The 23,001-nt window shown below is 63.3% G+C and carries 19 protein-coding genes; 10 read left to right on the forward strand and 9 right to left on the reverse strand.

Annotated elements, in window-relative coordinates:
• Nucleotides 1-228: 228 nt before the first annotated feature.
• Complete coding sequence (locus ACVOMF_RS09090; protein ID WP_481508988.1) at nucleotides 229-2,616, forward strand: TonB-dependent receptor plug domain-containing protein; 2,388 nt, start codon at nucleotides 229-231, stop codon at nucleotides 2,614-2,616.
• Nucleotides 2,617-2,618: 2 nt separating this feature from the next.
• Nucleotides 2,619-3,923: an aminotransferase class V-fold PLP-dependent enzyme gene (locus ACVOMF_RS09095; protein WP_481508989.1), complete on the forward strand. Its 1,305-nt coding sequence runs from the start codon at nucleotides 2,619-2,621 to the stop codon at nucleotides 3,921-3,923.
• Nucleotides 3,924-4,086: 163 nt separating this feature from the next.
• Here ACVOMF_RS09095 and ACVOMF_RS09100 read toward each other — a convergent pair whose 3' ends face one another.
• Genes ACVOMF_RS09100 through ACVOMF_RS09115 form a run of 4 tightly spaced genes read right to left on the reverse strand, consistent with a single transcriptional unit; the run spans nucleotide 4,087 to nucleotide 7,376 of the window.
• Nucleotides 4,087-5,373, reverse strand: coding sequence for a DUF445 domain-containing protein (locus ACVOMF_RS09100; RefSeq protein WP_481508990.1), 1,287 nt, complete (start codon nucleotides 5,371-5,373; stop codon nucleotides 4,087-4,089).
• Nucleotides 5,374-5,376: 3 nt separating this feature from the next.
• Complete coding sequence (locus tag ACVOMF_RS09105; RefSeq protein WP_481508991.1) at nucleotides 5,377-5,805, reverse strand: hypothetical protein; 429 nt, start codon at nucleotides 5,803-5,805, stop codon at nucleotides 5,377-5,379.
• On the reverse strand, nucleotides 5,802-6,446 hold the full coding sequence (locus ACVOMF_RS09110; RefSeq protein WP_481508992.1) for a DUF5671 domain-containing protein: 645 nt from the start codon (nucleotides 6,444-6,446) through the stop codon (nucleotides 5,802-5,804). The genes ACVOMF_RS09105 and ACVOMF_RS09110 overlap by 4 nt, the downstream gene beginning before the upstream one ends.
• 51 nt (nucleotides 6,447-6,497) lie before the next feature.
• Nucleotides 6,498-7,376: a ParB N-terminal domain-containing protein gene (locus ACVOMF_RS09115; protein WP_481508993.1), complete on the reverse strand. Its 879-nt coding sequence runs from the start codon at nucleotides 7,374-7,376 to the stop codon at nucleotides 6,498-6,500.
• 155 nt (nucleotides 7,377-7,531) lie between these two features.
• On the opposite strand from ACVOMF_RS09115, the gene ACVOMF_RS09120 reads away from it, so the two are divergent.
• On the forward strand, nucleotides 7,532-9,034 hold the full coding sequence (locus tag ACVOMF_RS09120) for an aldehyde dehydrogenase (protein ID WP_481508994.1): 1,503 nt from the start codon (nucleotides 7,532-7,534) through the stop codon (nucleotides 9,032-9,034).
• A 199-nt stretch (nucleotides 9,035-9,233) separates the two neighbouring features.
• Here ACVOMF_RS09120 and ACVOMF_RS09125 read toward each other — a convergent pair whose 3' ends face one another.
• Together ACVOMF_RS09125 and ACVOMF_RS09130 are read right to left on the reverse strand one after the other, a co-directional pair.
• Nucleotides 9,234-9,668: a PepSY domain-containing protein gene (locus tag ACVOMF_RS09125; protein WP_481508995.1), complete on the reverse strand. Its 435-nt coding sequence runs from the start codon at nucleotides 9,666-9,668 to the stop codon at nucleotides 9,234-9,236.
• Between the two features lie 580 nt (nucleotides 9,669-10,248).
• Nucleotides 10,249-10,884 carry a hypothetical protein gene (locus tag ACVOMF_RS09130; protein WP_481508996.1) on the reverse strand — a complete coding sequence of 212 codons (636 nt, stop codon included), beginning with the start codon at nucleotides 10,882-10,884 and terminating at the stop codon, nucleotides 10,249-10,251.
• A 172-nt stretch (nucleotides 10,885-11,056) separates the two neighbouring features.
• Here ACVOMF_RS09130 and ACVOMF_RS09135 point away from each other — a divergent pair, with 172 nt between their 5' ends.
• A complete protein-coding gene (locus tag ACVOMF_RS09135; protein ID WP_481508997.1) occupies nucleotides 11,057-12,355 on the forward strand; it encodes an MFS transporter in 1,299 nt (432 codons plus the stop codon).
• 135 nt (nucleotides 12,356-12,490) lie between these two features.
• On the opposite strand, the gene ACVOMF_RS09140 is transcribed toward ACVOMF_RS09135, so the two are convergent.
• From ACVOMF_RS09140 to ACVOMF_RS09150, 3 genes are all read right to left on the reverse strand, one after another.
• The gene (locus ACVOMF_RS09140; RefSeq protein ID WP_481508998.1) at nucleotides 12,491-12,952 is read right to left on the reverse strand and encodes a bacteriohemerythrin; all 462 of its coding nucleotides are present in this window, start codon (nucleotides 12,950-12,952) and stop codon (nucleotides 12,491-12,493) included.
• Between the two features lie 121 nt (nucleotides 12,953-13,073).
• A complete protein-coding gene (locus ACVOMF_RS09145; protein ID WP_481508999.1) occupies nucleotides 13,074-14,402 on the reverse strand; it encodes a GGDEF domain-containing response regulator in 1,329 nt (442 codons plus the stop codon).
• 125 nt (nucleotides 14,403-14,527) lie between these two features.
• Nucleotides 14,528-15,820 (reverse strand): NAD(P)/FAD-dependent oxidoreductase, encoded by a 1,293-nt coding sequence (locus tag ACVOMF_RS09150; protein ID WP_481509000.1) that lies wholly within the window; start codon nucleotides 15,818-15,820, stop codon nucleotides 14,528-14,530.
• A gap of 168 nt (nucleotides 15,821-15,988) precedes the next feature.
• Here ACVOMF_RS09150 and ACVOMF_RS09155 point away from each other — a divergent pair, with 168 nt between their 5' ends.
• The 6 genes from ACVOMF_RS09155 to ACVOMF_RS09180 all read left to right on the forward strand — a co-directional run bounded on the left by ACVOMF_RS09155 (nucleotide 15,989) and on the right by ACVOMF_RS09180 (nucleotide 22,882).
• Entirely contained in the window at nucleotides 15,989-16,753 is a 765-nt protein-coding gene (locus ACVOMF_RS09155) for a gamma-glutamyl-gamma-aminobutyrate hydrolase family protein (protein ID WP_481509001.1), read from the forward strand.
• A complete protein-coding gene (locus ACVOMF_RS09160) occupies nucleotides 16,750-18,144 on the forward strand; it encodes a glutamine synthetase family protein (RefSeq protein WP_481509002.1) in 1,395 nt (464 codons plus the stop codon). Before ACVOMF_RS09155 ends, ACVOMF_RS09160 begins: the two co-directional genes overlap by 4 nt.
• A gap of 220 nt (nucleotides 18,145-18,364) precedes the next feature.
• Nucleotides 18,365-19,489, forward strand: coding sequence for a polyamine ABC transporter substrate-binding protein (locus ACVOMF_RS09165; protein WP_481509003.1), 1,125 nt, complete (start codon nucleotides 18,365-18,367; stop codon nucleotides 19,487-19,489).
• Nucleotides 19,490-19,986: 497 nt separating this feature from the next.
• The gene (locus tag ACVOMF_RS09170; protein ID WP_481509004.1) at nucleotides 19,987-21,117 is read left to right on the forward strand and encodes an ABC transporter ATP-binding protein; all 1,131 of its coding nucleotides are present in this window, start codon (nucleotides 19,987-19,989) and stop codon (nucleotides 21,115-21,117) included.
• On the forward strand, nucleotides 21,114-22,040 hold the full coding sequence (locus ACVOMF_RS09175; RefSeq protein WP_481509005.1) for an ABC transporter permease subunit: 927 nt from the start codon (nucleotides 21,114-21,116) through the stop codon (nucleotides 22,038-22,040). The genes ACVOMF_RS09170 and ACVOMF_RS09175 overlap by 4 nt, the downstream gene beginning before the upstream one ends.
• Entirely contained in the window at nucleotides 22,037-22,882 is an 846-nt protein-coding gene (locus tag ACVOMF_RS09180) for an ABC transporter permease subunit (RefSeq protein WP_296253173.1), read from the forward strand. The genes ACVOMF_RS09175 and ACVOMF_RS09180 overlap by 4 nt, the downstream gene beginning before the upstream one ends.
• Nucleotides 22,883-23,001 lie beyond the last annotated feature (119 nt).

The following is a 23,001-nucleotide window of genomic DNA, read 5'->3' on the forward strand; positions in this document are numbered from 1 at the left end:
CGTTGCCATGCGGATTCAACGAGTGCTACGGATCACGTCATGTGGTGTCGATGCGGTGGGCACACACCGATTGATGACGTTCGCAAGCAACAACGGCGAACGTCTGCTTGCTTCATTCCGCAGCGCTACGCGCTGTATCTGTCATCGCCGGGCAATACGTTGTTACGAGAATGCGAAGCTCCCCGCAGGCACTTGCCTGAAGCAGTCTTTCGAATTCCGGAGCAGCCAGTGAAGCGTTGTGCGTTGTCGATTGCAGTTGGATTGGTGGTACTTGGTGGCGTGGCAAGCGGAGCGCATGCGCAACAGGTGGAGGCAGCGCCAGCAGCAAAGGCGACCAACCTCGACGCGATGATCGTCACTGGTACGCGCGGTTCCAATCGCACCCAGTTCGATACGCTGGCACCGGTGGATGTGTTCTCGCAGGAAGAAATCCAGGGCATCGAGTCGTCTGATCTTGCCGACGTGCTGGCGCAGCTGGTGCCTTCGTTCGTGGTGCAACGCATGCCGATGAATGACGGGCAGGTGTTTGTGCGACCTGCCACGCTGCGTGGCCTGTCACCGGATCAGACCCTGGTGCTGGTCAATGGTCGCCGCTTCCATCGCTCGGCCTTGCTGGGCGCGCGTGGTGCGCAGGGGCCGGATCTGGCGCAGATACCGAAGAGCGCGATCCAGCGCATCGAAGTACTGCGCGACGGTGCCTCGGCGCAGTACGGGTCCGATGCGATTGCCGGCGTGATCAACATCATTCTTGATGACAGCGTTGGCACCGAAGTGAGCATGGGCCTGTCGCAGTACAGCGAAGGCGATGGCACCTCGCGTAACGTTGGAGCACGCACCGGCATTGCATTAGGTGATGCCGGCAGCCTGTCCTTGTTCGCCGACTACGACAATTCCGATGCGACCTCGCGCACCCGTCAGCGCGCCGATGCAATCGCTTTCCAGAACAAGCACCCAGAATTGAAAGTGCCAAACCCGGTACAGCGCTGGGGCCAGCCGGAGCTTGAGAACAAACGCGTAGGTTTCAACCTCAAGCACTACCTGGGCGAAACCACCGAGATCTACGGCTACGGCCTGTATGGCAAGGGCGAGGGTCTGAGTGATTTCAACTGGCGCAACCCGGATGGCACCGCCTCGGTCTACAACACCACGGCGGTGTTTCCGGGCTGGGATGTGCGCACGCTGTACCCGACCGGCTTCAGCCCAAAGTACGGCACCGACTATGACGATCTGCAGCTGCTGTTCGGCGTGCGCGGTCGTATCGGTGAAAATCTGGACTGGGATGTAAGCGGCAGCTTCGGGCGCAACCGCATCGAGTACGCGCTGGGGAATTCGATCAATGCCTCATTGGGACCGGACAGCCCTACCTCGTTCTACCTCGGTCGCCTGAGCCAGGAAGAGCGCAACCTCAACGCCGACTTCGTCTACAGCCTGCCATTGGCCGCGCTGGCGTCGCCGGTGAATGTCGCCTTCGGTGCCGAGTTTCGTGAGGAAACCTATGGTGTGGATGCTGGTGACGCGGCGTCGTACGCAATCGGCCCTGGTGCGGTCGCGGGCCTGGCGGGCAACTCCAACGGTGCGCCTGGCTTCAGTCCGGCCAACGCTGGCAGCTGGGACCAGCGCAGTTACGCCGCCTATGTCGACGTGGAAGTGCCGATGACCGCGCGCTGGAGCGTGGGTGCTGCAACGCGCTACGAGCACTTCTCAAGCTTTGGCCAGACCGTGGATGGCAAGCTGTCCTCGCGCTTCGAGTTCACCCCGGACTTCGCCCTGCGCGGCTCGGTGTCCACCGGCTTTCGCGCGCCGACACCTGGCCAGCTTTACACCACCAATACCCAGCAGGGCCTGGATACGGTGACGCTGCAGGTGTTCACCTCCGGGCGCCTGTCGCCCAGCGATCCGCTGGCACGCATGTTGGGCGCAAAGGATCTGAAGCCGGAGCAGTCACGCACCGCATCGCTGGGCCTGACCTGGCGCAACGATGCCGGCTTCTCGGGCTCTGTGGACCTGTACGACATCAAGGTCACCGATCGTTTCAGTCAATCAGCCTCATTCCAGATTCCGGCCGGCGTCGCCAATCCGATGGGTTATACCTCGGTGAGCTACTTCACCAATGACTTCGACACCACTACGCGCGGCATCGATCTGGTTGGAAGCTATGCCGCCGAGCTGGGGGCGGGCCGTTTGAACCTGACCGTCGGCTGGAACTACAACATGACCGAAGTCGACAAGGGCGATACCGGTGTTGCGACCAATGCCAGCCAGCGTGTGGTGTTCGAAGAGCGCCTGCCTCGGCAGAAGGGAACCTTCAGCGCAAACTACGACATCGGTAGCTGGAGCGTGCTGGGCAAGCTGCGCCACTACGGTGCGTGGACCGACTCCTCGGGCAACGCCACCGGCGATATCTTCCAGCGCTTCGGCGCCATGCAGTTCTTCGATCTGGCAGTGAGCTACCGCATCAATGCGATGCACTCGCTGCGGGTCGGTGCCGACAATGTATTCAACCGTTATCCGGACGAGGCGAGTTTCCAGGCCAGTCGCGGCCTGATCTATTCGCGCAACGCGCCGTATGACACCGACGGTCGCAATGTCTACGCCGAATACCGGTTGAAGTTCTAAGCATGGATACCAGTCGACGTCGTCTTCTGCGTTCGGCGGCGATGCTGCCGTTGGCGGGCACTGCCGCTGGTGCGCTGGCCTCGATCAAGCCATTAGCGTCACTGCCAAGCGCACCGGCAGACAGATCTGCCGCGCAGTTGGCCACGGATGGGGCGTACTGGGCGGCAGTCGCTGCCCAGTACGAGCTCACCGATGAGGTGGTGATGCTGGACAACGGCTATTGGGGGGCAATGGCGCGTCCGGTGTTGCAGGCCTATCAGCAGGCCACCGCGGAAGTGAATCAAGGCAATGCCTGGTTTGGTCGTGTCGAGTTCCCAAAGCGGGCACGCGTGGTGCAGCGGCGCTTGGCAGCCTTCCTCGGCGTGGGCGAGGACGAGCTGGTGCTTACCCGCGGTGCGACAGAAGCCTTGCAGGCAATGATCGGTGGTTACAACCGGCTGCAGCCGGGTGACCAGGTGCTGTATGCCGATATCGACTACGACAGCACTATCACCGCGATGTGCTGGCTGCAGCAGCGCCGTGGCGCTGAACCGGTGGCGATCGCGTTGCCGGAGCCATGCGATGCGGCGACGGTAGTGCAGGTCTATGCCGATGCGCTGGCCAGGCATCCGCGTCTGAAACTGATGTTGCTGACCCATGTGAATCACCGCAATGGCATGTTGTTGCCGGTCGCCGAGATTGCGGCGCTGGCCAAAGCGCGCGGTGTGGATGTGATGGTCGATGCCGCGCATGCGGTGGGTCAGGTGGACATGCAGGTTGGCGAGTTGGGGGCCGACTTTGTCGGTATCAATCTGCACAAGTGGATAGGCGCGCCAGTCGGCGTTGGTGCGATGTATGTGCGGCGCGGACGGGTGGCGGACATCGACCCGTATATGGGTGATCCGGATCGTGGTATTGCCAGTCGCGTGCATACTGGGACGGCCAATTTTGCAGCCTTCCTTGCTTTACCTGCGGCCCTGGAATTTCACGCCGCCATCGGTGTGCAGGCCAAGCGCGAGCGCCTGTTGCTGCTGCGCAACCGTTGGCGCGATGGGGTGCGTGAGGTGCCGGGGGTGCAGTTGCTGGGGAGTGACGAAGTAGTGCTGAGCAGCGCGATTTCCTCGTTCCGGCTGCATGGGCGCACATCGGTTGAGCAGAACGTGGGGATCGCGCGGCGGATGCTGGAGCAGCACGGTGTGTTCACCGTGCATCGCGACGGCCTGGCACAAGGCGCATGCGTGCGGGTGACACCGGGGATATTCACCTCGACCGCACAGATTGATCGGTTGGTGGATGCAGTGCGGGCGGTAGCAGCAAGCGCGGCGTAGCGCGCCGCTCGTGGGAGCGGCGTAAGCCGCGAAGCTCGCGTGTCTTCAATTCCACTGATCAGCTGCAATCGGGGGATGCGGCTGTCTCTTGTGTATTGCGGAAATGTCGCCGAGTTGAAGGAATACCGGCTTCGCGGCTTACGCCGCTCCTACAATAGCTTGGCTAGAACTTCAGCCAGCCGGTCAGTGCATGCAGCAGCAGGCCGATCAGTCCACCCACCAGGGTGCCGTTGTAACGGATGTATTGCAGGTCGCGGCCGACGCTGAGCTCCAACTGTTCGACCAGCTTCTTCTCGTCCCAGGCTTTGACGGTCTGGGCAATATGGCTGGTGACGCCGCTGCGCAGGCGATTGGTCAACTTCTCGGCGCCTGCCAGCATATGTTGGTTCAGGGCGTCGCGCAGGGCAGGGTCGTTGCCGATGGTGGTGCCAAGCTTGCCCAAGCTGCGCTCCAGATGGCCTGCGAGCGCGGAGTCTTCGCGTGACAGATCCGCGCGCAGGTAGTCGTGCACACGTTGCCACAAACCCTGCACGTAGTCCTGCACTGCAGGGTGGTCGATCACCTGCTGCTTGAGCGCGTCGACCTTGGCAGCCAACGCCGGATCTTCGCGCAGACGGCGGATGTAGTCGGCGAGCCATGAGGCGTAATCCTGCCGCAGTGGATGCTCGGGCTGCGACAGGATCGCCTGCAGCTCTTCCAGCCCGGCGCGAGCAAGCCTGTCGGCCAAAGAATCGCCGATCTCGTCGATGGGTTTGACCCAGTCCACGGTGCTGGCCAGCTTCGGCCATTCCTTGCGGATGTAGCGCACGATCAAGGCCGAGGCTTGTTGCCGCACCTTGTCGTTGTCCAGCCAATGGGCAATGCGGGTCAGTCCTTCATCGAGCACGCGCTGGTGGCGGTTGTCGGCAGTCAGCAGGCCAAGCAATTCACCGGCGGTTCCCGCCGCATTCCACTGCCGCAGCTGTGCCACCACGAAGCTCTGGATGGAGCGGCGCACTGCGGTTTCGTCGAGCAGGTCCAGCGCCTGCACCGCCCAGCCGCGTGCCATGCCCGCCAGCATCCTGGCCTGCGCTGGTTGCGCCAGCCATTCGCCCAGGCGGGTAGCGGGGTCGAATACTTTCAGCTTGGCAAGCAGCGCTTCCGGTTCCAGGAAGTGATCGCGGACGAACACCGCCAGACTGTCGGCGATGCGTTCCTTGTTGCGCGGAATGATGGCCGTATGCGGGATCGGCAGGTTCAACGGTCGCCGGAACAAGGCCACCACCGCAAACCAGTCCGCCAGAGCGCCCACCGTGGCCGCCTCACAGAACGCGCCCACCCAGGCCCAGATGCCGCGTTCGCCGTTGATGTGGCTGACGATGAAACCGGTCAACATCGCCAGCAGCATCGCCACGGCGTACAGCTTCAGTCGTCGCAGCTGCGCACGGCGCGGATCGTCCTGCGGGCCCACGATTTACTCGCTGTCCTTGGCGCTTACCGCCCGACGGAAGCAGTGGTTGCCCGCAGGGTGCGCCCATTCGCCGGCATTGCCGCGTTGGGGTCCGTCCGCAGTGCTGGTGTCGAACTGCGCACACAACTCGTAATGGGTGGCGTCCAAGGTCCGGTAGCTATAATCCGGCCCGCCGGCAGGGTCCTTATAGGTGAGGATCATGCCGGGTTGCGCCGCGAGGGCGAGGATGTTTGGCGGTAACGCGTCATTCTCGCGCCAGTAATTGCCGGCTGCGATCTCCAGCGTGCGCAGATGCGATACGCGCGCATCGTCGAGTCGCTTGAGCCGCTGTTGTGATGGTGAGTCGATGACCCAGACGCCGACTGCAATTGCGGCTGCAGTAACGATGCCGGTCGCCCAGAGTACGCGGGTGCCCCAAGCAGTGCGGCTCATGCCTCGACCTCCTCTTGGCGCAGGTCCCACAGGTAGTAACCGAACACTGTGCCGGCGATGACGGCGACCACCAGCACCTTGAGCAGGAAGCGCAGGCTCAGGTCACCACTCAGCAGGTTGTATACCAGTGCGGTGAGGTCGCCGATCAACACTGTGGCGGCGACGAACAGGGTCAGATAGGTCAACCAGCGGCGCACCGGCGACAGCCGTTTGATCGGATGCTTGTCCACATCGCGGCTGACGCGGTGGGCGGCGAACACGAATACCGGGAAGGCGATGACCAACGCCGAGATCGCCCAGCGGATGCCGCCACTCAGCCGCATCAGTTGCCAATCGGGATCGGCCGGGTCGGGCAGGGCGTACTGGATCAGCTGGAACAGCAGACTGCCCAGGTTCCATGCGAAGAAGTACAGCGTGCTGAACAGCACCAGATAGGCGAAGGCTTCGCGTGCCGACAGCGAGGCGCGCGGACGTGGCACCGGCAGCGGGAAATCCACTTCGGCCCAGCCATCGAGGACGCCGCTGATCTGCTGTTCGCTCCAGCCGGCGGCCAGCAGTGCGCTGCTGACCTGCTGGCGGCTATGCCCGCGCATCAAGGCGTCGCGGACAAAAACTTCAAGTTCGGGGGAGGCCGAGGCCATCACATGCTCCTTGCAGGGATGACCGCAGCCTAGGCGGCCGGCTCAGTGCAATCAAGCGTCGATGGGTTCTTCTGCCTGGGCGGCCAGCATGCGCGCGCGCAGGGCATCCAGCTCCATGCGCAGGGCCTGGTTCTCGGCGGTGAGCGAAGCTACGCGCTGGCGCAGGGCCTGCACTTCGGCGCTGTCGACGTTGCCGTCCAGGCCATCGGCTTCCGCCATGCTCAGCGGCTGTGCTTCGTCATCGGCGTCGTCACGCGCAGCCTTGGGCTTGCGCTTGGCATCGCGTACGCGCTTTGCGGCCTGCTTCAGTTCGTCCTTGCCGCCACGCGCCGCTGCGCGTTGCTCGTCTTCAGGCAGGCTGGCCACGGTCGCCGCAGCGCTGAGCGAGATCGCGCCCACACGCATCGCCTCGATCACCTCGGCGGTGGCGTGGTCGTGGATCTTCTCGATCATCGTCACCTGGCTGGGGCTGAGCTTGGCTTCGCGGGCCAGATCGGCCTTGGACAGCTTGGGTGCCGGGTCCCACGGCGGGCTGTCGTTGTCGGCGGTGCTGGGCGCAGCCTCACCTTCGCTCTCGCGGCGCAGCTGTTCCTGCTCGCTGCGGCGGCGGGCTTCCAGGATGTCGCGCTTGCGCAGGGCGAGCACGCCGCGTTGGTAGTCGGACACGCTGCGGCGGCCAAGGTGCTGCTCGATCATCCACAGATGAACGTCGTCCATCGACTTGAAGCGGGTGTTCTGCACGGTGTTGAACGGAATGCCGTGCCTGGAACAGATGCCATAGCGGTTGTGGCCGTCGATCAGCACGTCGCCCCACAGCACCAGTGCGTCGCGGCAACCCTCGGCCAGCAGACTGCGCTCCAGCGCGTCGTGCTCGTCCTGCGTGAGCGGATCGATATAGGCCTTGAGTTCTTCGTTGACGATGATGTCCATGAGCGCTGCCAGAAACGTGGAGCGGCATTGTGAAGCCAGCACGGGCCGGGGCCAACCCTTGTATTTGCGGAAAATAACAGGTCCGTGTCGGTGCCCTACGGTGACCGGCGTACCATGAACGCCAGCGACAAAGCCTACGCAACCGGGAAAACCTCATGAACCATCCCCAGATCCGTGAACAGTGGCAGAGCCTCGCCGATCGTCTGTCGCTGCGCACCCGCGCGTTCATGAATGGGCAGTACGTGGACGCGGCATCGGGTGCGACCTTCGATTGCATCAGCCCGATCGACGGGCGCGTGCTGGGACAGATCGCCGATGGCGGCCAGATCGATATCGACCGCGCGGTGGCGGCGGCCCGACGCAGCTTCAATGCGGGTCATTGGGCAGGGTTGAAGCCGGCCAAGCGCAAGCAGGTATTGCTGAAGCTGGCGGCCTTGGTCGAGGCCCACGCCGATGAACTCGCCTTGCTGGAAACGCTGGACATGGGCAAGCCGGTGGCACAGGCACGGCAGGTGGATATCGGTGGCGTGATCCGCTGCATCCAGTGGACGGCGGAGGCGGTGGACAAGTTGTACGGCGAAGTTGCGCCGACCGGGGGCAACGAATTGGGCTTGATCACCCGCGAGCCGCTGGGCGTGATTGGCGCCATCGTGCCGTGGAATTTCCCGCTGCTGATGGCCGCATGGAAGATCGCCCCAGCGCTCGCGGCTGGCAATTCGGTGGTGCTCAAGCCTTCGGAGAAGTCGCCATTGAGCGCTCTGCGCTTTGCCGAGCTGGTGAGCGAAGCCGGCGTTCCGGATGGTGTGTTCAACGTGGTGCCCGGCAGTGGCAAGGGCGCAGGTGAGCCGCTGGCCTTGCATATGGATGTGGACGGCCTGGTGTTCACTGGTTCCACTGCGGTGGGCAAGCGGCTGCTGCAATGTGCGGGTCTTTCGAACATGAAGCGTGCGTACATGGAATGCGGTGGCAAGAGTCCGAACATCGTGTTTGCCGACGCCCATGATCTGGACAAGGCAGCGGAGGCGGCGGCCAGCGCTATTTTCTACAACCAGGGCGAAGTGTGTACGGCAGGCTCGCGTCTGCTGGTGGAGCGTTCGATCAAGGACGCGTTTGTCGCCAAGGTGATCGAGCATGGTCGGCATATGCAGCCTGCGCATCCGTTCGAGCCGAAGGCGGCAATGGGGGCGATGGTGGATGAAGCGCAGACCCAGCGTGTGCTTGGCTATGTGGAGAAGGGCACGGCGGAAGGCGCACGGCTGTTGCTGGGCGGCAAGCGTTCGGATGTCGTTGCGGGCGGGTGTTATATCGAACCGACGGTATTTGATGAAGTCAGTCCGCAACAAAGCATCGCTCGCGAGGAAATATTCGGCCCGGTGCTGTCGGTGATCGCGTTCGATGGCGAGCAGCACGCCTTGCAGTTGGCCAATGACACCGAGTACGGCCTGGCTGCCGGTGTGTGGACGCGCGATGTTTCGCGAGTGCATCGTGTCGCACGTGGCCTGCGAGCGGGCAGCGTGTGGGTGAACTATTGGGACGGCGGTGATATGACCGCGCCGTTTGGCGGGTACAAGCAATCGGGCAATGGCCGCGACAAGTCCTTGCACGCCTTCGACAAGTACACCGAGATGAAGGCGACCTGGATCAACCTGGAAGGCTGACGCTCCCTCCCTTTGGCGTAAGCCAAGGGGAGGGCTGGGGAAGGGGGTGGCTGTTGAGCTTCGGTTGTTGCGTTTGAAGCCTAGCAAGCAACAGCAAAGCGACCCCCTCCCAACCTCCCCCTTGGCTGCGCCAAAGGGGAGGGGCGGTGCATGCAGCTCTGCCCCCTCCCTATGGCGTAGCGAAGGGGAGGGGCATTCGTCAGTCTTTCTCCTGTGCGACCACCGCGCCAGTTGCCGGATCCAGACGTACCTCGACCTTCTCACCACTGGCAGTTCTGCCCTTGGCCTTCCACATGCCGTCATCCAGCTTCACATCGCTAACGCCGGAGTAACCCGCGCTGGAAAGCTGCGCGCGGATATCCGCCTCGCCCAACTGCGACACGGCCTTGTCCGGGTAAACAGTGCCGTTGCGTGGATCAAGCTTCACGTCGACCTTCTTGCCATCAGCACTGGTCGCGTCGGCTTCCCACATTCCGTCCTCGAACTTGACGTCTTTGACGTTGGTGTAGCCCTGGGCTTCCAGCTGCGCGCGTACCTGCGGCGCGGTCAATGCATCCTGGGCCTGGGCGGTGCCGCTGCCAGCCAATACCAGTGCGCCTGCAATCAAGGCGGTACGTAGCGGTCGGTTGTTCATCGGTCTGCTCCTTCGGGTTCATCGCGCTTCTGGCGCGGAATCAACCCTAACGTCGTCAACCTGTATCGACCCGTGAATTGTCGCGGATTCAATGCGCGCCAATCGGATGCGGTTAACCGATGTGCAAGCGATGGCAAAAAGGTGTTTGCAGAGTGTTCAACACGTGAGCGGACGATGCTTGGGCCAGCGCGCAGCAACAGGCAATCGTAGTGCCGAGCCATGCTCGGCAAGGGCCTTCCCCGTGGACTGGCCGCGCGCAGGCGTGTGGGAGCGACGTCAGTCGCGAAGCCGATACATCATCTGATCGCATCGATGCTTATCTCTGATGCGATGCATGCTTCGCGGCTTACACCGCTCCCACAGCCCTCACCTTGGTTTGTGGTCAGGTGCCCTGCGGCACTCCACCAGGTTTCAGTCATCGCCCCGCTTGCGCAGCTGGCGGGCGGAGCGATCAAGCCATTGCGCCGCCTTTTCCCTTGAGCCCAGCCAGCTCCGCCTGCAAGTGCTCGCAGCGAGTGGGTTCGCCCTCGTGATCTGCATCGGTCCGGATCAAGACCGGTTGCGCGAAACAACATAGACGTCATCGCCGGCAACGCGCGCTTTCCTGCAGCAGCGCCGTGCGCAATGCGTCGCGGTCGCGCGCGCTCACTGCGTTCTGGAGATAGCTGACGTCGCGCCGGCTCAGCGTGCAGGGATCGACCTCGTAGCCCGGCGGCCAGAACCCAAGGTAGCTGGCCACACCCTGGATCATCTGTTTCGGGCTCATCTGCGGCTTCAGCCGGAAGTAGCGAGGAGCGTGCTGGAACGCAGGGTCTTGGTTGAGGCGTCGAAACGGTTGCTGGGCGAAGTTGTCGGCGGTCAGTGGATTGCCGCCGGCGGCGCTTTCGGCAAGGCTCAGATTCAAGGGTGCAGGCGTTGGGGCCGGTGTTTGCGGCGAGGCCAGGGGCGGTTGTTGGGTGGGCGAGCGCCGGGAGCGGATATTTGCAGACATTCCACTGCTGGTCGCCAGCGGGGACTTGTGTCCGGCCTGCGTGGCCGGTGGTGTAGCTGGAGGACGCGGCAACCAGCGCAGGCTGGTACGCGGCCCGGCGTCGGGCGAGCTCGGCTGGCGTGGCTGCAGCAGCCATAGCGCAAGGGCGGCATGGACGGCGACGACGGTAATGGCCGCGCTCAGGTGGGCGAGCGGGTGTCGGAAACGTCCGGAAAAGGTCGCCATCGGCAATGCATCCATGCGGGGGCCGATGCTGTGACCGCCATCTGTGCCAATAGTTTCCTGCTCTCAGGGAAATAACGACAGCGTCGTCAAGCAACGGTGTCGGCTGCAACCAAATAGCGGCCGGTGCGGCGCTGCATGGCAGACTGCGGCCAATATTTCCTCTGTTACGACCATGTCGACCGCCGCCAGCTCCGCCCCCCTGAATTCCCCGCGCCGCGTATTGGCGGCCAGCCTGATCGGCACCACCATCGAGTTCTTTGATTTCTACATCTACGCCACCGCAGCGGTGCTGGTGTTTCCCAAGCTGTTCTTCCCGGAAAGCAGCAATGACGCCGCGCTGCTGCAGTCGTTGGCGACCTTCGCAGTGGCCTTCATCGCGCGGCCGGTGGGCTCGGCGGTGTTCGGGCACTACGGCGACCGCATCGGGCGCAAGGCAACCCTGGTCGCGGCCTTGCTGACGATGGGCTTGTCGACGGTGGCGATCGGCCTGCTGCCGACGTACCACGACATTGGTGTGATCGCGCCGTTGCTGCTGGCCTTGTGCCGCTTCGGGCAGGGCCTCGGGTTGGGCGGTGAGTGGGGCGGGGCGGTGTTGCTGGCGACCGAGAATGCGCCGCCGGGCAAGCGCGCCTGGTACGGGATGTTCCCGCAGTTGGGTGCGCCGCTGGGCTTCCTGCTGTCGGCCGGCACCTTCCTGCTGCTGGGGCGGATTCTGGACGATGCCAGTTTCCTGTCCTGGGGCTGGCGCGTGCCGTTTGTCGCCAGTGCGCTGCTGGTGATCGTCGGGCTGTGGGTGCGTTTGAACATCCGCGAGACGCCGGATTTCCAGAAGGCGCTGGACCAAGGCCAGCGCGTGCGCCTGCCAATGCGTGAGGTGCTGGTCAGGCATGGTTTTGCGGTGGTCGTCGGTACCTTGGCGGCATTCGCCACCTTTGTGCTGTTCTACCTGATGACGGTGTTCACACTGGGCCATGGCACGTCGGTGCTGCGCTATGCGCGCGAGGACTTCCTGCTGTTGCAGATGGTCGGCATCCTGTTCTTCGCTGCCGGCATTCCATTGGCGGCGCTGTACGGCGATCGTCACGGCACGGTCAAGGCGATGTTGTGGGCGACCCTGGGCATCTTCGTGTTCGGCCTGCTGTTCCAGCCCTTGTTCCAGGCCGGGCATCCGTTGCAGGTGTTGCTGTTCCTGTCGCTGGGCCTGTTCCTGATGGGCCTGACTTACGGCCCCTGCGGCACCATGTTGGCCAGTCTGTATCCGGTGCAGGTGCGCTATACCGGCGCCTCGCTGTCGTTCAATCTGGCTGGCATCCTGGGTGCTGCGCCCGCACCTTATGCGGCAACCTGGTTGGCCGGAAAATTCGGCATTGCCGCGGTTGGCGGCTACCTGTGCATCACCGCCTTGGCAACGGCATTGGCCCTGTTGGCCATCAGCCGTTGGCAACGCAAGGGTGCCGCAGGGACGCCGTAAGTCGCGACTACTGCCGGTCCCACACAAGACCGGCGCCGTGCGCCTTGCGGCGTTCCTGCAGCGGTAAAGCGCAGGAACGACGGGGAGGGGATATCTGGGGGGATGTCTGCAGCCACGCCGTTCCTGCAAAGCGATTCAGCGGAACAGGCGCTTCAGCGTCCGTCCCAGCCAGCTGCCTTCCTGGTGATCCCTGGCGAACTGGTTGAGGTGGCGCTTGACGTGCTCGGCATAGGCCTTGTCGTCGCCGCGGATGTGGTTGAACAACCAGCGTGACAACATGTTGCGCAGCTCGTCGGTGACGTCTTCGCCGGACTGGAAGCGCATGCGGTACTCGGAGACGCGCTTGCCGAACACTTCATGCACGCGCTTGTGCGCGGCGCAGAACGGGTAGCCTGCCTCTTCCATCAATTCTTCTTCGAAGGCGAAGTGCGACATGGTGTAGTCCACCAATTCGTCGATGACTTCAGCCACGGCGACCTGTTCCAGACTTTTCTGGGCGACGTGAAGGTGGTTGAGCATCTCCACGATGCGCATGTGCTGATGGTCGATGACCTCGACACCCGTATTGAGATCGTCCTGCCAAACCAGTAGTGCCACCGCCACTTCTCCCTCGTGTGCTTTGAGCTGCACTGTAGGGAGCGCGCCGGACAGGCGCGTTGATCTGGATCAATGCCTGCAGCGAGGCAAGGATTTCATTCAGATATCGGAATGAGGGTTTTCAGTGCGTATCGGCGCTGCAAACGCGGTTGCGTCCAGCAGCCTTGGCCAGGTACAGCTGGCGGTCGGCTTCGGTGATCAGCTGGTGCAGATTGCCGCTGCGCAGTGGCATGCGGCAGACGCCGATGCTGACTGTCATGCTCAGGGTGTTGTCGCCGAACGGGAGTTGCAACGCAGCTACTGCTTGCCGCACTTTTTCGAAGTGCGCAGCGCTGGCGGCTGCATCCAGGCCGGAGACCATCAGGCAGAACTCCTCGCCGCCAAAGCGCGAGCTGATGTCCTGGCTGCGGGTATTGGCCTGCAGCACCGAGGCGACCGCGCGGATGGCCTGGTCGCCGGCCTCGTGGCCGAGGCTGTCGTTGATGTGTTTGAAGTGATCGATATCGACCATGGCCACGGCGACCATGCCACCGTTGTCGACGGCACTGAGCTGGCGCTGACTCTGCTCAAGGAAGCTGCGACGGTTGGGCAGGCCGGTCAGGAAGTCACGCGTGGCAAGATCCTGCAACGTGCCGATCAGTTCCAGCTGGTCCACGTTCTGCGAGACGCGGCAGAAGAACTCCTCGCGCGAGAACGGTTTGCGCAGGAAGTCGTTGGCACCGTTCTTGAGGAAGCGCGGAATCAATGACGGGTCCGAATTGCCGGAGATGCCGATCACCGCCACCTTGTCGCGTGCACGCAAGGCACGCAGCCGCCGGGTCAGTTCCACGCCCTGCATGCCGGGCATTTCCTCATCGACGATGACCAGTCGGATCGCGGGGTCGGCCTCGATGGCACGCAGCGCGGAGGCACCGTCATCGGCCTCGATGACGTGGTAGCCGTACATGCTCAGCAGAGCAGAGGCGTAGGCGCGGGCCGACGGTGAGTCATCCACGACCAAGGCGGCGATGCGGCGGTTGCGCTCCATGCGCTGCACCAGCCAGACCAGGTAGTCGATGCTGCCGGGCGTGTTCTTCAACACGTAGTCGATGATCTGCTGTTGCAGCACGCGCTTGCGCAGGTCCTCGTCGTAGACACTACTGACGACGATGGTCGGCAGGCCGCGATTGACGAAGTACTGCACCACCTGGTCGCGGTCGCCGTCGGCCAGGATCAGCCCGGTCAGGACCAGGAACCAGCCATCCTCACGATCCAGCAGCTCACCGGCCTCGGCCAGGCTGGAGGCCACGCTGACGGGCAGCTCAAGCCGCTGCTCGATGGCCTCGCGCAGCATCGTGGTAAAGGTGCGCGAGTTCTCCACCAGCAGGATGCGCTGGGGCAGGGGCGCGATCGACGGACTGTCAAAGGCGGCCTGTGGTGTGCTGGCAGTAGTGGCGAGAGTAGGGAGCATCGGAAGGTATAGCGGCCGCTGGCGTAAGAGCTTGAGGCTGTATGTAGCCGGGATTCGGGATTGGCAAGCGCCGCCCTGCACTCGTGGTGATCCGCGCTCTTCATCCCCAATCTCCAATCCCCGCCTCACCACAACAGGTCGCGCAGCTTGTACCAGGACATCGCCGCCACCAGCATCGGCATACGCAAGGCCTTGCCGCCGGGGAATACGCTGTGTGGAATGCGCTCGAACACGTCCAGCCGCTGGGCCTGTCCGGCAATGGCGGCGGCGATCACTTCACCGGCCAGGCCGGTGCTGGCGACGCCGTGGCCGGAAAAACCCTGCGCGAAGTACACGTTCGGGGTGATCCGGCCCCAATGCGGCGCACGGTTGCGGGTGATGTCGATATAGCCGCCCCAGACATACTCCATTTCCACGTCGGCCAGCTGCGGGAACACCCGCCGCATGCGCCGGGTCATGCTGGCGCGCAGCCCCGGCGGGGGCAATGCCGAGTAATTGGCCTGGCCGCCGAACAACAGGCGGTGGTCGCGGCTGAGCCGGAAGTAGTCCAGCGCCCAGTTCACGTCGGCCACGGCCATGTCATTGCGGATCAGTGCCCTGGCGCGCTCGGCGCCCAGGGGCTGGGTGGCGCCGATATAGGTGCCGACCGGCATCATCCGGGTTTCCAGCTCGGGTGCGATGTCCTGTAGCCACGCGTTGCCCGCCAGCACAACGAAATCGGCGTCTACGCGACCGTGGGCGGTGATCAACGCAGCTTGCTGCCCGCGCTCAAGCCGGGTGACCTTTGATTCTTCATGGATCGTGACGCCGGCGGCTTCAGCGGCCTGGGCCAGACCTTGCGCGTAAGCCAGCGGATGCAGGTGGCCGCTGGCGGCGTCATACACCGCGCCCAGGTAGCGCTCGCTGGCCAGCTCCTGTTGCAGGCGCGGGCGATCCCACCATTCCAGTGGGTAATCGTAGCGCTGCGCCATACGCTCGATGTCGCTGCGCAGGGCGCGTTCCTGACGCGGCTGGATCGGCACGCTGGCATGGCCGTCGCGCCAGTCGCAGTCGATGCCGTGCCTGGTGATGCGCTGTTTGAGCATGTGCATGCCGTCGCGCGAGAACTCGAACAGCAGCCGCGCATCGGCGTCGCCAACCAAGGCCTCCAGCGTGTCCTGCTCGCAGCCGTAACCGACGATGGCCTGGCCGCCGTTGCGGCCGGAGGCACCCCAGCCGACACGTTCGGCTTCCAGTACGGTGACCTTGTAGCCCTTTTCGGCCAAGGCCAGCGCGGCGGTCAGGCCGGTATAGCCGGCACCGAGCACGGCCACGTCGGCGCGCACCTGCCCATGCAGGGGGGCGCGCAGTGGAAGTTCGGGTTGGCTGGCGGCGTACCAGCTCGGGGGATAAACGGATGCAGCGGCGTCCACGGACATCAGGCCGAATCAGGGGCGGGAAGTGTAACGACACCGGCGTATGCGGGGTGCGCAGGCCGGTGAAGAACCTGTGTAGTCTGCCCTGTGTTACTTGAATGCTGGATGGCGCTTGGTTGCCTAATCAGCGGGGCAGGGGTAGCGTGCTGGCACGTCTCATGAGCGTTACCCATGGCCAGCCTGCCGCTGGTCGGCTTGCCTACCGACAGCAAACCGATCGGGTCCCATCCGTTTCTTGTCGTTGGTGAAAAGTACGTGCGCGCGGTTGTCGATGGCGCGCAGGCCACGCCACTGCTGTTGCCATTGCTGCAACCGCCGCTGCCGGCCGAGGCTTGGTTGGCGACGCTGGATGGCCTGCTGTTGACTGGCGCAACCAGCAATATCGAGCCGCACCACTACGATGGCGGTGACAGTTGGCCAGGCAATCCGCATGATCCGGCGCGCGATGCCAATGTGTTCGGGCTGATCCCGCAGGCACTGGCGCTGGGCATGCCGATACTGGCGATCTGCCGTGGTTTCCAGGAGGTCAATGTCGCCTTTGGCGGCAGCCTGCATCCCAAGGTGCATGAGGTGCCCGGGCTGGCTGATCATCGTGAAAACCCGGCGTCATCGTTGGAGGCGCAATATGGGCCGGTGCATGCACTGCAGCTGAGCCCTGGTGGTTTGCTGGCGGAGATTGCCGGCGGCAACGAGGTGATGGTCAACTCGGTGCATGGGCAAGGCGTTGCCCGGCTGGGCGAAGGCCTGCAGGTTGAGGCCCGTGCGCTGGATGGGCTGATTGAGGCGTTTCGTGGCAGCGGCCCATCGTTCCTGCTCGGCCTGCAGTTCCATCCGGAGTGGCGGGTTACCGAAAATCCGTTCTATCTGGGTATTTTCCAAGCCTTCGGCGAGGCCTGTCGCCGCTATCGGTCAAACAAACAAGTTGGTTCCCCATGACGTCGCGCCCCCGCACCCGCAGTCGTAAAACCGCCACCGCCGTCCAGGAAGAAAGCCTGTTGCTGCGCTGGTTGAAGGAACGGCACATCACCGAGGTTGAATGCCTGGTGCCGGATATCACCGGCAATGCGCGTGGCAAGATCATCCCGGCCGACAAGTTCTCGCACGACTACGGAACGCGTCTGCCCGAGGGCATTTTCGCCACCACGGTGACCGGCGATTACCCGGATGACTACTACGAGCTGACCTCGCCGGCCGACGCGGACATGATCCTGCGTCCGGACCCGGACACCGTGCGGATGGTGCCGTGGGCGACCGATCCCACCGCGCAGATCATCCACGACTGCTACACCAAGAGTGGCCAGCCGCACGAGCTGGCACCACGCAATGTGCTGCGGCGCGTCTTGGCTGCGTATGAGGAGCTTGGGCTGAAGCCGGTGGTTGCGCCGGAGGTGGAGTTCTTCCTGGTGCAGAAGAACACCGACCCGGATTTTCCGCTGCTGCCGCCTGCTGGCCGCTCCGGTCGCCCGGAGACGGCACGTCAGTCGTATTCGATCGATGCGGTCAATGAATTCGATCCCATCCTCGACCTGATGTACGACTATTGCGATGCGATGAAGCTGGACGTGGATACCTTGATCCACGAATCCGGCGCCGCGCAGCTGGAGGTCAACTTCACCCATTCCGACGCGATGTCGCTGGCCGACCAGGTCTTCCTGTTCAAGCGCACCATGCGCGAGGCGGCGCTGCGTCACGGCATCTATGCCACCTTCCTGGCCAAGCCGATGGAGACCGAACCCGGCAGCGCCATGCACATCCACCAGAGCCTGGTGCGCATTGCCGATGGCCGCAATGTGTTTGCCGGCCACGCCGAAGGCGAGTACAGCGAAACCTTCGACAATTACCTGGCTGGCTTGCAGAAATACGTGCCGGCGGCGATGGGTTTCTTCGCCCCGAACGTGAACTCCTATCGCCGGCTGGTATTCGGCGAGGTATCGCCGAGCAATGTGGAGTGGGGCTTCGACAACCGTACCTGCGGCCTGCGTGTGCCGATGGACAGCCTGGAGAACAACCGAGTGGAGAGCCGCTTTGCCGGCTCTGACGCCAATCCCTACCTGGCGATGGCGGCGACGCTGGCCTGCGGCCTGCTGGGCATCCGCGAGAAGCTGACGCCGACCACCCCGATCAGCGGCAACGCCAAGGAGCTGGGCTACGAACTGCCGCGCTCGCTGGGTGAGTCGCTGGATGCGCTGGAGGGTTGCGAAGCCCTGCAGGAGTTGCTGGGGCGACGTTTCTGCCGCGCCTATGTCTCGGTCAAACGCAAGGAATACGAGACCTTCTTCCGCGTGATCAGCTCCTGGGAGCGCGAGTTCCTGTTGCTGAATGTTTGATCGCGAGGCTTGTCTCCCTCCCGTTTGCGCAGCAAAGGGGAGGGCTGGGGAGGGGTAGCTGTGCTGTAGCGATTCAAGCATTGCCGGCTTCGCAGCTCACGCCGCTCCCACAAGCCCTATACCCATCTTCTACACACGAAGCCGCCGCAGATGGGACAATATGCCCACCTCCCGGCTTGGCCGGTCCCCCATACCGCTCCCGGATCACACTGGAGAACCCATGAATCTGCGCATTCTGACCGTTGGTGTCGCCATTTCCCTGCTTGCTGCCTGCGGCGGCAAGGAAACTGGCGGCAAACCCGCTGAAGGCGGCGAGGCCAAGGTCCTCAATGTCTATAACTATTCGGATTACATCGCCGAAGACACCATCCCGAACTTCGAGAAGTCGACCGGCATCAAGGTCACCTACGACGTGTTCGACAGCGACGAGATGGTCGAGACCAAGTTGCTGACCGGCGACAGTGGTTACGACATCGTGGTGCCGACGCTGAACTTCTTCGGCCGCCAGATCCAGGCCGGTGTGTTCCTGCCGCTGGACAAGAGCAAGATCCCGAACCTGGCCAACCTCGACCCGGCGGTGATGCAGCGTATTGCTGGCCAGGACCCGGGCAACCAGTACGGTGTGCCCTACATGATGGGCAGCACTGGCATCGGCTACAACGTGGCCAAGCTGAAAGAGCGTTTCGGCGGCAGCGCCGACATCGCCAACAGCTGGGACCTGGTGTTCAAGCCGGAAAACATCGCCAAGATGAAGGATTGCGGCGTGACCCTGCTGGACACCCCGGCCGACATGATCCCGGTGGCCCTGCATTACCTGGGCGAAGACCCGCATAGCGCCGATCCGGCCGTGCTGCAGAAGGCGGCGGACCTGCTCAAGTCGATCCGTCCGTACGTGCAGAACTTCCACTCCTCGCAGTACGTCGGTTCGCTGGCCAATGGCAGCACCTGCCTGGTGGTCGGCTGGTCGGGCGACATCATCCAGGCCCGTGACCGCGCCGAAGAGGCCAAGAACGGCGTGGAAGTTGCCTACTCCATCCCGAAGGAAGGCGCGCCGCAGTGGTTCGACATGCTGGCCATCCCCAAGGATGCCAAGCATCCGGGCAATGCCTATGCCTTCATCAACTACCTGCTGGAGCCGGAGGTAGCGGCCAAGAACACCAACGTGACCCACTACGCCAACCCGGTGAAGTCGGCGACCTCGCTGGTTGATCCAGCCATCCGCGACGACAAGACCATCTACCCGGCCGAAGACGTGGCCGCCAAGATGTTCACCTATGCGATCAACAGCCCCGAGACGGACAAGCTGTACACCCGCCTGTGGACCGAGGTTAAGACTGGTCGTTGATTCCAGGCAGGTTTAGCGTCTGAATCGTTACAACGCCTCCCTCCTGCAGGGGGGCGTTGTTGTTTGTGGCGTTCGCGGGGTGTCGGTTGCCAGCGGAGATGGCGGAGCCGGCGCTTGGCTCCCTCCCTTTGGCGCAGCCAAGGGGAGGGTTGGGGGAGGGATAAGCTCTTGGCGTGTTCACGCACTATCAGCTTTGCGGCTGACGCCGCTCCCACAGCGGCCCTGCCGAGCATGGCTCGGCACTACCGAGGGGTGTGCAGGCTGCGGCTTGGCTTGTCTCCCTCCCTTTTGCATAGCCAAGGGGAGGGTTGGGGAGGGGTGCTTTGCAGCTCTGGCAACTGCCACTGCGGATCCTCGAGCCGGAGCAAAAGCCACCCCCTCCCGACCCTGCGCCAAAAGGGAAGGGCGCTCCAACCGCCACAGCCAGCGGTGTCGCCCGCAAAATCAGGGGGCTACACTACGCGCGTTTGTTCATCTGCCTGCTTCCGGAGCCCTACATGCCCGTTGACGCCAAGCCAGAGGCCATCGCTTTGAACAGCGAGCCCGGCTACCTGTCCATCCGTGATCTGCGCAAGGAATTCGATGGCTTTGTCGCCGTCGACGACGTCAACCTGGACGTGCGCAAGGGCGAGATCTTTGCCCTGTTGGGCGGTTCGGGCAGCGGCAAGTCCACCCTGCTGCGCTGTCTGGCCGGCTTTGAAACCCCGACCAAGGGCTCGATCCTGCTCGACGGCCAGCCGATTACCGCGCTGCCGCCGTACGAGCGGCCGATCAACATGATGTTCCAGTCCTATGCGCTGTTCCCGCACATGACGGTGGAGCAGAACATCGCCTTCGGCCTCAAGCAGGACGGCATGGCCAAGGACGCCATCGCCCGCCGCGTCGGCGAGATGCTGGAGTTGGTGCAGCTGCAGAAGCTGGGCAAGCGCAAGCCGCACCAGCTGTCCGGCGGCCAGCAGCAGCGTGTAGCGCTGGCGCGCTCGCTGGCCAAGAGCCCCAAGCTGCTGTTGCTGGACGAGCCGATGGGCGCGCTGGACAAGAAGCTGCGCTCGAAGATGCAGCTGGAGCTGGTCAATATCATCGAGCAGCTCGGCGTGACCTGCGTGATGGTCACCCACGACCAGGAAGAAGCCATGACCATGGCCACCCGCATCGCGGTGATGGACCAGGGCTGGATCCAGCAGATCGGCAAGCCGGACGACATCTACGAGCAACCGGCCAACCGCTTCGTCGCCAGCTTCATCGGCTCGGTGAATTCCTTCGAAGGGGTGATCGACGAGGATCTGCCCGAGTACGTCACCGTGCGTACCGCCGACTTCCCGGCGCCGATCTACGTCGGCCACGGCATCACCGGCTACGAAGGCCAGCCGGTGGCGTTTGCGCTGCGTCCGGAGAAGGTGCATATCGCCAAGGAAGAGCCCGAGGGCGACACCAACAAGGCCTTCGGCGTGGTCGAGGACATCGCCTATTTCGGCAGTCACTCGGTCTACCACGTGCGCCTGCCCAGTGGTGCCAAGATCCTGTCCAACTTTGCCAACATGAAGCGTTGGGACAGCGACGGCATCACCTGGAACGACGAAGTCTGGGTGTCCTGGGACGACAACGACGGCGTGGTGCTGACCTCATGAGCGCGACCAGTCCACTCACCAGCGGTTGGCGGCGGTGGCTGCCGGGTGCACGCGCGGGTGTGATCGGCGTGCCGTACCTGTGGCTGTTGCTGTTCTTCGCGATCCCATTCCTGATCGTGTTGAAGATATCCTTCGCCAAGATGGCGGTGGCGATGCCGCCATATACCTCCATCGTGGAATACGTGGACAGCGCGTTCACGGTCAATCTCAACCTGGGCAACTACACCGCGCTGTTCACCGACAGCCAGTACATAGTGGCCTACCTGAGTTCGATCAAGATCGCGGTGATCTCCACGTTGCTGACCTTGTTGATCGGCTACCCGATGGCCTACGTGATCTCGCGCATGTCGCCGTCGGCGCGCAACATCGCGATGATGCTGGTGGTGCTGCCGTCGTGGACCTCGTTCCTGATCCGCGTCTATGCCTGGATCGGCATCCTCGACAGCAATGGCCTGATCAATCGGACCTTGATGAGCATCGGTGTGATCGACGAGCCGCTGCGCATGCTCTACACCCCGTTCGCGGCCTACGTTGGCATCGTCTACTGCTACCTGCCGTTCATGGTGCTGCCGCTGTACGCCAACCTGGTCAAGCTCGACCACCGCTTGTTGGAGGCAGCCTATGACTTGGGTGCCAAGCCTTGGCAGGCCTTCCTGCGGATCACCTTGCCGCTGTCGCGCAGCGGCATCATCGCCGGCTGCATGCTGGTGATGATCCCGGCGGTGGGTGAATTCGTGATCCCGGAAATGCTTGGTGGTCCGGATACCTTGATGATCGGCCGCGTGCTGTGGGGCGAGTTCTTCAACAACCGCGACTGGCCGCTGGCCTCGGCGGTGGCGATCGTGATGCTGATCCTGTTGTTGATCCCCATCATCATCTTCAACCGTTCGCAGCAGCGTGAGCTGGAAGGGAAGCTGGCATGAGCATGACCCGGCGTAGTTCCTGGTTGGGTTGGAGCATCCTGCTGCTCGGCTTTGCGTTCCTGTACCTGCCGATTCTGTTGTTGATGGTGTACTCGTTCAACTCCTCGCGGCTGGCGACGGTATGGGCCGGCTTCTCCACGCAGTGGTACGGCGAGTTGTTCCGTGATCGCCAGTTGCTGCAGGCGGCCTGGATCAGCATCAAGATCGCGTTCTGGACCGCCTCGGCTTCGATGGTGATCGGCACCATGGCGGCGATGGCGATGACCCGCTTCAAGCGCTTCCCCAGCAAGACCATCTTTGGTGCATTGGTGACCGCGCCACTGGTGATGCCGGAAGTGATCATCGGCCTGTCGATCCTGCTGATGCTGGTATCGATGGGAGGCCTGTTCGGCCTGCCATCCAAGGGGGTGGTGGCGATCTGGATCGCGCATGTGACCTTCACCATTTCCTTCGTGACGGTGGTGGTGTCTTCGCGCCTGCAGGAGCTGGACCGTTCGCTGGAAGAAGCGGCGATGGACCTGGGGGCGAACCGGCTCAAGGTGTTTTTCCTGATCACCTTGCCGATCATCGCCCCGGCGCTGCTGTCCGGCTGGCTGTTGGCGTTCACCTTGTCGCTGGATGACGTGGTGATCGCCAGTTTCGTCGCCGGCCCAAGCTCGACCACGTTGCCGATGAAGATCTTCGCCTCGGTGCGCATGGGCGTGAGCCCGAAGATCAACGCCCTGGCCACGCTGATGGTGCTGGCGGTATCGACGGTCGCGGTGCTGGGTTGGTGGATCTCGGCCCGCGCCGACAAGCGGCGCCAGCGCGACATGCAGCTGGCGCTGCAGGAAAACGGCTGAACAGCCCCGTAGTTGGGGGCCCGGCGGGGCGCGGGGGGAGACGCCCGACCACCACAAAAAAAATAAGGGCAGCAACCACGCAAAAGCGGTAATAAAAAAAAAAAACAAAAAAAAATGAT

The organism is Stenotrophomonas sp. STEN022 (assembly GCF_056760155.1).

Excerpts from the sequence above, each read along its gene's own strand:
- ACVOMF_RS09110 (WP_481508992.1), bottom strand. The coding sequence starts at position 6,446 with ATGGCCTCGGCCTCCCCCGAACTTGAAGTTTTTGTCCGCGACGCCTTG.
- ACVOMF_RS09150 (WP_481509000.1), bottom strand. The coding sequence starts at position 15,820 with ATGTCCGTGGACGCCGCTGCATCCGTTTATCCCCCGAGCTGGTACGCC.
- ACVOMF_RS09135 (WP_481508997.1), top strand. The coding sequence starts at position 11,057 with ATGTCGACCGCCGCCAGCTCCGCCCCCCTGAATTCCCCGCGCCGCGTA.
- ACVOMF_RS09105 (WP_481508991.1), bottom strand. The coding sequence starts at position 5,805 with ATGAGCCGCACTGCTTGGGGCACCCGCGTACTCTGGGCGACCGGCATC.
- ACVOMF_RS09115 (WP_481508993.1), bottom strand. The coding sequence starts at position 7,376 with ATGGACATCATCGTCAACGAAGAACTCAAGGCCTATATCGATCCGCTC.
- ACVOMF_RS09170 (WP_481509004.1), top strand. The coding sequence starts at position 19,987 with ATGCCCGTTGACGCCAAGCCAGAGGCCATCGCTTTGAACAGCGAGCCC.
- ACVOMF_RS09130 (WP_481508996.1), bottom strand. The coding sequence starts at position 10,884 with ATGGCGACCTTTTCCGGACGTTTCCGACACCCGCTCGCCCACCTGAGC.
- ACVOMF_RS09160 (WP_481509002.1), top strand. The coding sequence starts at position 16,750 with ATGACGTCGCGCCCCCGCACCCGCAGTCGTAAAACCGCCACCGCCGTC.
- ACVOMF_RS09155 (WP_481509001.1), top strand. The coding sequence starts at position 15,989 with ATGGCCAGCCTGCCGCTGGTCGGCTTGCCTACCGACAGCAAACCGATC.
- ACVOMF_RS09180 (WP_296253173.1), top strand. The coding sequence starts at position 22,037 with ATGAGCATGACCCGGCGTAGTTCCTGGTTGGGTTGGAGCATCCTGCTG.
- ACVOMF_RS09165 (WP_481509003.1), top strand. The coding sequence starts at position 18,365 with ATGAATCTGCGCATTCTGACCGTTGGTGTCGCCATTTCCCTGCTTGCT.
- ACVOMF_RS09095 (WP_481508989.1), top strand. The coding sequence starts at position 2,619 with ATGGATACCAGTCGACGTCGTCTTCTGCGTTCGGCGGCGATGCTGCCG.
- ACVOMF_RS09145 (WP_481508999.1), bottom strand. The coding sequence starts at position 14,402 with ATGCTCCCTACTCTCGCCACTACTGCCAGCACACCACAGGCCGCCTTT.
- ACVOMF_RS09175 (WP_481509005.1), top strand. The coding sequence starts at position 21,114 with ATGAGCGCGACCAGTCCACTCACCAGCGGTTGGCGGCGGTGGCTGCCG.
- ACVOMF_RS09125 (WP_481508995.1), bottom strand. The coding sequence starts at position 9,668 with ATGAACAACCGACCGCTACGTACCGCCTTGATTGCAGGCGCACTGGTA.
- ACVOMF_RS09120 (WP_481508994.1), top strand. The coding sequence starts at position 7,532 with ATGAACCATCCCCAGATCCGTGAACAGTGGCAGAGCCTCGCCGATCGT.